Annotated in this window: 10 protein-coding genes and 1 pseudogene; 2 read left to right on the plus strand and 9 right to left on the minus strand. The window is 36.2% G+C overall.

The features are described from left to right. A pseudogene (locus C237_RS13190) lies at positions 1-220 on the minus strand (IS1595 family transposase); the annotation flags it as partial. A gap of 102 nt (positions 221-322) precedes the next feature. Next, the gene (locus C237_RS0108350; protein ID WP_018676042.1) at positions 323-763 is read right to left on the minus strand and encodes a VOC family protein; all 441 of its coding nucleotides are present in this window, start codon (positions 761-763) and stop codon (positions 323-325) included. A gap of 221 nt (positions 764-984) precedes the next feature. Here C237_RS0108350 and C237_RS0108355 point away from each other — a divergent pair, with 221 nt between their 5' ends. Then, entirely contained in the window at positions 985-2,148 is a 1,164-nt protein-coding gene (locus C237_RS0108355) for a THUMP domain-containing class I SAM-dependent RNA methyltransferase (RefSeq protein WP_018676043.1), read from the plus strand. A 3-nt stretch (positions 2,149-2,151) separates the two neighbouring features. Beyond that, positions 2,152-3,153, plus strand: coding sequence for a glycosyltransferase family 2 protein (locus tag C237_RS0108360; protein ID WP_018676044.1), 1,002 nt, complete (start codon positions 2,152-2,154; stop codon positions 3,151-3,153). A gap of 13 nt (positions 3,154-3,166) precedes the next feature. Here C237_RS0108360 and C237_RS0108365 read toward each other — a convergent pair whose 3' ends face one another. The 7 genes from C237_RS0108365 to C237_RS0108395 all read right to left on the minus strand — a co-directional run bounded on the left by C237_RS0108365 (position 3,167) and on the right by C237_RS0108395 (position 10,599). Continuing rightward, a complete protein-coding gene (locus C237_RS0108365) occupies positions 3,167-4,372 on the minus strand; it encodes a metallophosphoesterase (protein ID WP_018676045.1) in 1,206 nt (401 codons plus the stop codon). 83 nt (positions 4,373-4,455) lie between these two features. Next, positions 4,456-5,217 (minus strand): GLPGLI family protein, encoded by a 762-nt coding sequence (locus C237_RS13975; RefSeq protein ID WP_018676046.1) that lies wholly within the window; start codon positions 5,215-5,217, stop codon positions 4,456-4,458. Between the two features lie 58 nt (positions 5,218-5,275). Beyond that, entirely contained in the window at positions 5,276-6,040 is a 765-nt protein-coding gene (gene porT, locus C237_RS0108375; protein WP_018676047.1) for a type IX secretion/gliding motility protein PorT/SprT, read from the minus strand. 36 nt (positions 6,041-6,076) lie between these two features. Beyond that, the gene (ubiE, locus tag C237_RS0108380) at positions 6,077-6,799 is read right to left on the minus strand and encodes a bifunctional demethylmenaquinone methyltransferase/2-methoxy-6-polyprenyl-1,4-benzoquinol methylase UbiE (RefSeq protein WP_018676048.1); all 723 of its coding nucleotides are present in this window, start codon (positions 6,797-6,799) and stop codon (positions 6,077-6,079) included. Between the two features lie 18 nt (positions 6,800-6,817). Beyond that, positions 6,818-7,387: a hypothetical protein gene (locus C237_RS0108385; RefSeq protein WP_018676049.1), complete on the minus strand. Its 570-nt coding sequence runs from the start codon at positions 7,385-7,387 to the stop codon at positions 6,818-6,820. A gap of 159 nt (positions 7,388-7,546) precedes the next feature. Further along, positions 7,547-8,266: a DNA-binding domain-containing protein gene (locus tag C237_RS0108390; protein WP_018676050.1), complete on the minus strand. Its 720-nt coding sequence runs from the start codon at positions 8,264-8,266 to the stop codon at positions 7,547-7,549. A 554-nt stretch (positions 8,267-8,820) separates the two neighbouring features. Continuing rightward, a complete protein-coding gene (locus C237_RS0108395; RefSeq protein WP_026315591.1) occupies positions 8,821-10,599 on the minus strand; it encodes a fibrobacter succinogenes major paralogous domain-containing protein in 1,779 nt (592 codons plus the stop codon). Positions 10,600-10,672 lie beyond the last annotated feature (73 nt).

Raw genomic sequence — 10,672 nt, forward strand, 5'->3', positions numbered from 1 at the left:
CAAGAAAAGGAAGATTTGAATTTTCCATAATAGTGCCACTGCGTAAAGAGGTGCGAAAACCACAAGATTTACACTCATAACATTCTTTGTCTCTCTTCCAATAATGTGTTGTATTTGAGCATTTTTTGCAAACCACTCCATGCTTGTCACGCTCTTCTTTGAAATGCTTNCGACAACTCTGCTCATCTCCAAACTCAGCTGTAAAAGTAAATAAGTTCATACGGATTATCTTCTAAATTTAGTGCAAAGATAATACTTATAGGTGTAATTAAGGATATTCAATAAAAATATTATTAATCATGGATATTCAGAATCAATAATTCTAAGTATTTAAATCTACATTAATCATCCAATTGATACCAAACTTATCTGTGAGCATTCCAAAATAATCTCCCCAAAATGCTTTTTCTAAAGGCATCTTAACTTTACCATCTGATGAAAGAGCTTCAAAAATTCGATAAGCATCTTCTTTGTTGTCTGTTTGTACGCTTATTGAAAAGTTATTTCCGATATTTGGTGTTGACTGTCCAAAGGATTCAAATGTGTCACTCCCCATTAATAAGGTTTCTTTGCTAATCGGTAAACTAATGTGCATAATTTTATCCTTATCATTTTCAGAGATTGGAGGCGTATCCGCTTCTTGCAAAGGCATTTCAGTAAACTTTTTTATATTGGAAAATTCTCCACCAAAAACTGATTGATAAAAACGAAAAGCCTCTAAGCAATTACCACCAAAGGTTAGATAAATATTTACAGTTGTCATTTTATTATTTTTCACAATTTATAATGTTACAAAAATAATAAATATTGATTAAGTGAAAAATATTTTATGATAGATTCAACTTTAGATGAATTATAAATGAAGTTAAAAGTGATGAGTGGTAAGGAGCGACTTATTGCTTATTGCCTACGGCTAAAATTTAGCCTTTAAGTTCTAATTTCTATCAAATTATTTCTCTATCTTTGTCCTTATTTAATCAAATTATGAAATTAAACTGGGAAGCATTAAATATTAATATTAAAACCTTTTATAGCTTAGAAGACATCTTAGCCGAAGAAGTCAAACAGCTTGGGGGTAGAGAGGTTCAGGTCAAAAATCGTGCAGTCAACTGTGTGGGGGACTTAGGTTTTCTGTATAAAATTAACTACTCACTAAGAACGGCAGTCAAAATTTTAGTTCCTATTCTAGAATTTAAAGCCTATAACGAAGATAAATTCTACGAAAAATTAAGACGCTTCCCTTGGGACGATGTGATGGGTATTGACCAAAGTTTCGCGATTGACGCCACCGTCTATTCCGAACGCTTTACCCACTCCCGCTTTATGACGCTTAAGATGAAGGATGCCATAGCAGATTTCTTTCAGCAAAAATACCGTAAGCGTCCCGATGTACAGCCGAAAAATCCAGATGTTAAATTCCACCTTCATATAGACAAAGACCATGTCATTATTTCTTTGGATTCTTCTGGCGACCCTCTATTTAAAAGAGGTTATAGAGTAGAACAAGGCGTTGCTCCAATTAATGAAGTCTTAGCTTCGGGAATGTTGCATTTAGCAGGTTGGGATGGTAAAGGTAATTTCCTAGACCCTATGTGTGGCAGCGGAACACTCCTGATAGAAGCGGCGATGATGGCGATGAATCTACCCGCTCAAATCTTTAGAACTTCATTTGGGTTTCAGAATTGGCGAAACTACGATGCCGATTTATTTCAAACCATAAAAGAATTTAGAATCAACCGAATAAAAGCATTTGATGGTAAAATTATAGGGTACGATAAAGATCCCAAAGCCTTATTCGCTGCTAAAGCCAATATTGCTAAAGCTGAACTAGAAGAGGTGATAGAAGTGAAAAAACAAAACTTTTTTGAATCCGAAAAAGAGCATTTTCCGTTGCTTATTGTCTTTAATCCACCCTACGACGAGCGAATTTCCATTAGCGATGATGATTTTTATCAAAAAATTGGAGATACCTTTAAACAACATTATCCTAATACTTTAGCGTGGCTGATTACCGCAGATTTGGTAGCGGCTAAAAAGATAGGACTTCGCCCAAGTAGAAAAATAAAATTATTCAACGGAAAATTAGAAACTCGTTTTCTACAATACGAAATGTACGAAGGAAGTAAAAAAGCCAAATTCAACGACTAATCTATGCCAACGCTATCCATCATCATTGCCATATACAACCGAAAAGACGAACTTTTTGAACTATTAAATTCACTCTCAAAGCAGACGGATAAGGACTTTGAAGTGATTATCGTGGACGATGGTTCTAAAATCAATCTAAAACCTACGGTAGAACTTTTTGAGAGACAATTGAAAATTCAGTTTTTTAGAAAAGATAATTCGGGACCCGGCTTAACACGAAATTATGGTGCCAGAAGAGCTCACGGCGAATGGCTGATTTTTGTGGATAGTGATGTGATCGTAGAGGCTAATTATATTTCGAATATTAAAAAGAATATCGCCACCATTCCCTGCGATGCCTTTGGTGGCGCCGATAAAGCCCATAAAGGTTTTAACCTGATGCAAAAAGCCATTTCCTATGCGATGACTTCGGTATTTACTACGGGGGGCATTCGGGGGAATAAAAAAGCGGTTTCAAAATTCCAGCCTAGAAGTTTTAATATGGGCGTAAAAAAATCAGTATTTGATGCGGTAGGAGGTTTTTCGGAAATGCGTATTGGCGAAGACCCAGACCTTTCGATGACGCTTTGGGAACACGGCTATACTACGGCATTTTTTGATGATATTGGTGTGTACCACAAACGCCGCACCGATTTTGGAAAATTTTCTAAACAAGTCTATCAGTTTGGCATTGCCCGTCCTATCCTCAACCAAAGGCACCCTCAATATACAAAATTGACTTTTTGGTTTCCTTCTTTATTTTTAATTGGGTATGTCATTGGGAATCTACATTATTTTATTTGGCATAATGGGATTCTTTTAGGATTGTACGGACTCTATACTTTAATCGTTTGGATGCACGCCTTATGGAAAACTAAAAACATCAGTATTGCGACTATGGCGGTGATGGCAGCCTACATCCAACTATTTTCCTATGGCTATGGATTTCTAAAGTCTTGGATTAGCCTTAACATTCTTAAAATAAAACCTGAACAAGCATTTCCGAGTCATTTTCATAAATATTAACTAAGAAAAAAACTTAACTCAGTTCAAAAACGGTAATTTCAGGATTTATCCCTACTCTACCTGGATAAGCCAATACACCGAAACCTCTATTGACATAAAGATATTTGTCTTCACTTTCGTATAAATCTGCCCATTTTTTGTAGCGGTATTGTACTGGCGACCAGCGCACATTTTTAAGGTCTAAACCAAATTGCATCCCATGAGTATGCCCAGATAATGTTAACTGTATGTCTTTTGGATGGTGCTTTACAATATGGTCAAAATGAGTAGGATCATGGCTCATTAGGATTTTAGTGGCTTCTTTTGGAACTCCTGCTACGGCTTTATCTAAATCTCCAAACTGTGGAAAAGGCTTTTCACCCCAATTTTCTACGCCCAAAATGTATAAATTTTGTCCGTTTTTGGTAATGATACGGTGTTCATTCCTTAGCATTTCAAAGCCTGCTTCTTTTTGAAATGTAATTAATCTTGGAATATTTTGAGCCTTTTCTTCTTTAGACTTCCATTGACCATAGTCGCCGTAATCGTGGTTACCCAATACCGAAAACTTTCCATCTTTAGCTTTAATCTGTTTAAAAAGAGGAATAAAAGGTTGAAATTCGTCGGCGTAATTATTCACCATATCACCAGTAAACAGGACTAAATCGGGTTGTTGCTCATTAATTAAATCAATTGCCGATTGTAATTTTTCAGGATGAAGAAAACTCCCACTATGGACATCAGAAATTTGCACAATTTTATAACCTTTAAATGCAGCAGGTAGATTCTTCAACTTTAATCTTACCCTTCTGGCTCTATGCCTATACTTTCCAAAGATGATACCATCTGCGACTGCCATAGACAATACACCTGCTAAGCCAACACCTACTAAAGATAAAAACTTTCGGCGTTCTGGAAAATGCGTATTAGAATGTACCGCCCATCTAAAACCCCATTGTATAAACCTAAAAAAATCATTGATTAACAAAAAAACGAAAATCAATAACTTAGGCAGAATGAAAATTAAAAATACGCTAATAATCCACTGAATACGAATTTGAGAACGGTTTGCCGCGTTATAATTCAGCATTTCATAAGCGATAACAGCATAGGCTAACAAACTTACACCAATATAAAGACCGCGAACCCAATGGTTTTGTGTGACGGTTCGGATGGCTTGATAGACATAAAATTCTAATACGAAAAATAACCCTAAAAGGATGATAAAGTTTTTAACCATAATATAAAACTAACCTAAATGTTACCTATTAAATAATAACATCTAATTGCTAACTTACAAAAACCTATAACTAAACATTCTCATTATTCTAACTCAATAGGATTATAAATAAGTTTTTTTCGCTTTTTATCTTGAATATTAATAAAACGAGTCTTTAAACTTTCCATATAGTTTAATTTTGTAGGATAAAAATCTTCTCTATTTATGAAAGAAATTTTATCAATATATCTAATAGGTTTCTTATATTTTTTTAATGATTTTAAACTAAAAGCAAAATTATTTTTCGTATCATAAATTTCAAATATTAGTCCTGGTAAACCTTTGAATTTATATGGACCTTCGCTAATAAGAAATTCTGTTGTAAACCAAGCTATGTAATTTCTACCTCTAAAATTGAGTGTAGCCTTTTGACATTGATAATCATTAATCATTCTAAACTCATTGAGAAGTTTCCAATCAAAATTTGGATTATCTTTATAGCCTACAAAGGAATTTCCTAATTTCTCATAAAAAATAGAAGCCTCTGGAGTTTTAATAATTGTAAACTTAAATTTTGTTTTTTTAATAGTTGAAAAGTCAATCCTATTAATTGGATTTGCATTATTCCTATAAATTACAGAATCTATTTTTTGAGAATTAAGATTTTGTACAATGGAAATTTTATCAGAAATATACAAAGCCATATTATCTTCAGCGTAGTTATTAGATAAAGAATCTACTCTAAATCTAAAATTATAAATTGCTAAGTAATCTGGAGTAAATTCTTTTTGTTGCCCATAGATATTAAATGACAGTAAAAGAAAGAATAATTTTAAACTTAATGAATAGTTCTTATTAAGAATCATTTTTTATTTTAATAAATCTTTTTTAATGATGTGAAAAAACAAAATTAACTATATACTTCTACTCAAACTTAAGTAAGAACATAAAACTTCTCCCTTGTATGGTGTTCATAGTAGATGCCCAATAAGGCGAGGTATTAGGATTATCACTTACCAATTCATTACCCATAGTAAAAGTACCACGAAATGCTGGTGTTAGTTTAAATCGGCTAAAGTAAAACTGAATCCCAATCTCTGCTGAATAAGCAAAGTTGTGCGTCGTAGTTCTGAAAGTCCCGTTGGCATTATCATCTTCGTTGCCAGAGTTGGATTGTAAATTAACGAGCCAATTGACACCTGCGGCAGCATACGGTCTAGAATTATACCAGCGGTCAATATGAAATTCTAGTAGCAATGGTACATCAATAGTCGTCGCTTTTATTTTTCTTACTTTGTCTTCTTCTGTAAGGACTTTCGGGGTAAACGGATTTTTCGGGTCGGTGGCATAGAGGTCATTATGCTGGGTATCAAAATATAAATCTCTCTCGATAAACTGCATCCCAGGCTCTAGTCTTAAATCAAAATTTTTATTGATTCGCATTCTCCCAATCAGCCCTGCACCAAAACTATAAGTGGGTTTAGAAACCACTAAGTTTTTATTATGGTCGATGCCATATTTATCGTCTAGCACTATTTTATAATCATTTTGGCTTCCATTTAGAAAAAATCCATAACTAAACTTTCTCTCATCAAAGCCTTCCATACGATCCATACGGTCTTTAATACGAAACTGTGCCGAAGAAAGTATCGTTATATTAAGTGCCAAAAGGGAAAATATCTTTTTCATAACTGCTGTTTTTATTATAACAGAATTCTGTGGTTTTTATTTTGTAGCCTTATAAATCGTGGCAATACCAAAACTTTGCTTTTTATATTCCACTTCTTTAAACCCTACTTTTAACAAAATAGATTTCATTTCTTCGCCGTAAGGAAAAGCGTTTACAGAATCTGGCAAATAAGTATAAGCTCTGCTGTCTTTAGACACCAACTTGCCAATACGCGGTAAAATATGCTTAAAATAAAACATATAAAACGGCGCCAGTATCCCTTCAACTTTGGAAAATTCTAAAATGTAGATAGAATGTCCATTTTTTACAACCCTTCTAAATTCCGCTAAGCCTTTTTCTAGATTCTCAAAATTTCTAACGCCAAAAGAAGATGTCACACTATCAAAGCGATTATCTTCAAAGGGTAGATTTTCTGCATCGCCCTTTAGCATTTTAATTTTATCCGAAAGGTTGAGTTTCTTTACTTTTTCAATACCAATATTAAGCATTTGCTGAGAAAGGTCTAGCCCCACGATATTCGCTTGGGTACTTTTTTCTATTGCAATGGCTAAATCTCCCGTTCCCGTAGCTACATCTAGAATGTCTTTAGGTTGGTCTTTTTTTAACCAATTGACTAAATTCTTACGCCATAACAAATCTACTTTCATAGATAAGGTACGATTAAGAAAATCGTATTTTGGTGCAATATTATCGAACATATCTTCTACCTCCGTTTTCTTAGTCGCTTCGGTATTATATGGTTTTACTTCTGTCTTCAAAATGTTAAAATTTATAAATTAAAATTTGTAGTATTCGCTATAATAGTTAATGAAATCTTGCTTTCTAAAAATTTTAGTTCTAGACTCTACTTTCTGAATATTTTTCACCACCGCATCGTAGTCTTCATCTACATTAAAATAGAAATCATCGATATAAAGATTGTTAAATTTCTTTAAATCGCCGTAGTAATCTTTATCATCAATTTTTGTAGTACCATGGGCTAAAAGTAAGGAATCTTTATTCGGAATATATCCGTAATACTGTCTATGCACATAGTAGTCGGCGTGTGCCACATTTAGCAGTCCACGGATTTTATCTACTTGAAAAATAGAATCGTATAATGGCTTTTTATTAGCATCTAATACTTCTATTTCATTTTTTCCTTTCTTTAAATCTACCTTTACGGTCTGTCCAGCAGCCACCACTTGTTCATTACCTTTGTTGATTTTAAAGTAGTAAGTATTAGGCGTAGGATTGTCTACCACATAATAGTTACGCTTTGCCAAAAAGAAATAATAAATCGCAAATGCACCAATAACAGTAATAAACGAAAATATAAAACCTTTAACGGGAGCAGATAATTCCATAATTAAATAATTGTAGGACAAAGGTAATATAAATGCCTGAGTTGGACAAAAGGGATAAGAAACAAGTTTGTAATATCATATTCCCTACATAGCAATGTCGGACACCTCGACATTATAATGTTCTGGTGTCCGACATGAGTATCTCTGGGTGTCCGACATTTAGACAATTACCACTGGGGTACTTAGCACCTCTGTACGCGGTTCTTTTAACAAGACATTCCCACTACTCCGCTGCGTGGTTACGCTCACTTCATAGTTGCCATTAGGCAAATCTGCAGGAACTAATATCAATAATCTTGAAGGCTCATTAAGGACGATGTTTTCCATAGGCAGCTTGGTTTCTTGGCTGTTGTCTAAGTTTTTAAAGACAATACCATTTTTAGGGTCGCTGCCCTCTACCTTAATATAAGTCCCTTTGATTTCGGCGTTTTTACCTTTGGTCAGTGTACCGTCTGTATTGCCTGTGGCTTTATCGGTAATACTGAACAAGCTCATTGGGCTGGCTTGTTCGCCGAGGATTTCTACTTTGGTTTCTGCAGCAGCCTTTCTTAGCTCTGTGCCTTGGTTCATGCTTACATAGACCGAATGTTTTTCTTTATTAAAAGTTTTGTCGTAAAACACGCCTTTTATGGCAGGACGCATATACACTAAACCCGTGTTTACGCTATACCCATTGAGTACCAGCTCCGATGCCTTGCGGTTAAATCGCGTGATAATGTCTACCGCCGTTTCGGTTTGGATTTCCATGCCCTCTTTTTGTAGGGCTTCTATTACTTCTTTAATGCCGATGCTACCGTTGGAAAGTGGTACAGCNATAAAATCATTTTTATCATCTTTGGTGAGGAGGTTGGGGCGAAGCCATGCTTTTAAGTTGTTCATATTTTTTAGATTTTAGAAGTTAGAGATTAGTTGGCTGTAAGTGTAAGCCGTAGGCAGGAGGCATTAGGCTTATATCTACATCGATACATTTTACATTAGTACATTCTACATCGGTACATTCTACATTAGTACATTCTACATCGGTACATTCTACATTAGTACATTCTACATCGGTACATTAGTACATTAGTACATTCTACATTAGTACATTTTACATTAGTACATTTTACATTAGTACATTTTAGTAGGATAGAAATCTTGCAACATCATATAGGGAGCGGGTTTGCGGAAGATTTTAGGCATAATGTCTTAGTTTTTTTACTATTTTTAAAATATTAGTTAGTTTATTTTATTAATTATAAAAGCCTACAAAGTCTTTATAGATAAGCCTTTGCAGGCTTTTGGGGGTATGGTGGTTAGTTTGTACCTTTTTTAGCGAACCCATAGGGTTACATTATGTTACCCTATAGGGTTACCGCCATACTTAGCCTTACCCGCCTGTTTTTTACTTACAAGCTTAAGCGGGCTGGTGGCAAACCGCTGTGAACGCACGCTTAATCCTCGATGCATCGGACTGACATCCCAGAATCCTGCCAGTGTGTTGATATACTACTTCCTTTTTTGTCGAAGAAGACATGCCAACTAAGCTTATCACGTGTTCGCGTACTACTCCATAACCACGCTTGAGAATATGATTCTACCCTGGCTACCCGGTACCCTCCACGCGAACCAGCCAGCGGCAGTCCAAGAGTTGACTCGTCATACATTACGGAGCCCCTAAGTATTTGGCTGCCGTTTGGTTCACCTGTAATAGCCTCATACAACGCCATCTGCTCCGTATATGTAGGAACATGATAACCAGACGGACATGGGTTGGTGGAACCATTTTTCTGCCATAAATTCCACTGAGATGAATCTGAATTTAACGAAGAATTAACCCATGAAGAACCCGAAATGTATTCTTGTATAAATTTATTAGTCCTTGCATTAGTCCAAGAATCTGAGGTATAACCTGTACTAGTGTATCTCGGCGTACCACTGGTTGAGCTTGACCAATCAATCAACTCATGACCATCAGGGTTACGCTGCCACTGGAAAAGAGAACCATAAGCCTTCCAGTCCGTTTTGCTGGTGGCTTGCTGAACTGGGTTAAAATACGGAGAACCCACTCTCGCATACTCTGCCCCTAAGTTATTATTAAGCCATGTTCTGCCGTCTGGTCCTTCTATTGGCACATAAATAAACTCATGCTCTTTTACATTAGCACCATAGCCCACACATTCTAATGTTGTTTTGCCAAAACAACGGTCTGGGATACCCCCTATACCTTTTAATACGACATCGTAACGTATACCATTCATATCAATAGGGAAAGTAGCAATGACATATTGTTCCCCTGGTGCCATTTGCTTTACTAAATACTCTTGGTCGCTACCGCTCACCGTAATCGTTGCCTCTAACTCACCAGTTACGCCAAAGTTACCCGCAGGGATAGAAAGGCTTAAATCGTTTACATCGCCACCTTGCCCTGCTGCGGTCTTAATGTTGTTAATGTTTACAGCATTATATGAGCCTTTCCCATTGGTATATGGGATTTTTATCGTTACTTTTTCTGCTCCGTTGTTTATTTTCCCTGGAACAACGGTATTGGTAGGCTGGTAATACAAAGATACCGTGTAATTGTCTTTGTTCGCAACACTTGCAGAACCTAAACCTACTTGGGCTTGCAGGTCGGCAGTTAAGCCTAAATGGTTAAAGTTTGCCATCAGCACACCCTCTTCTGGGGTGCCTGTAAGGGTGTAGCTTAGCGTGGTTTTGCTCCCTGCTTGTAGGCTGATACTTTTATTTTCTCCGCCTTTGATACCAATGCTGGCTCTGCCGTTCTGCAAGCTCACAGCACTGGCAAAATTCACATTGCTAATGGGAGAAAAACCATTGTTTTGCAACTCAAACTTCACCTTGTTGGCATCGGTAAAAGGTACTCCTGCCACATAAACGCCCTCAAAGCCCGCTGGCACTATCGCCACACTCTGGGCTTTGGCAGAACCTACATCGGGCAANCACGCCCACTGGTGTACGCCACTCACTACACCTCTATAAATTTCAATACAGTTTTTGTCTGTATTATAAATCATCGTGCCTACTTCTGGGTTACTAAACGCCAAACGCTCGGCAGAAGTAAACTTCGGAAAAATAACGCCTTGGGGCTGAGTTGTGGGGATAAGGGAATTTTTCCGCACCTCTAAAGTCGCTTTAGGGTCATTGGTATTGATCCCGACTTGTGCGTGGATTGCCATCGGCAAAACCATCGCTAAGAATAGATTCTTTTTCATAATATACAAATTTTGAATTATAAATTTTAAATTTTAAGTTTTGAGTTTTAAATTTTGAGTGATGAGTTAATGC

The organism is Riemerella columbina DSM 16469, from assembly GCF_000374405.1.
GTDB classification, from domain to species: domain Bacteria; phylum Bacteroidota; class Bacteroidia; order Flavobacteriales; family Weeksellaceae; genus Riemerella; species Riemerella columbina.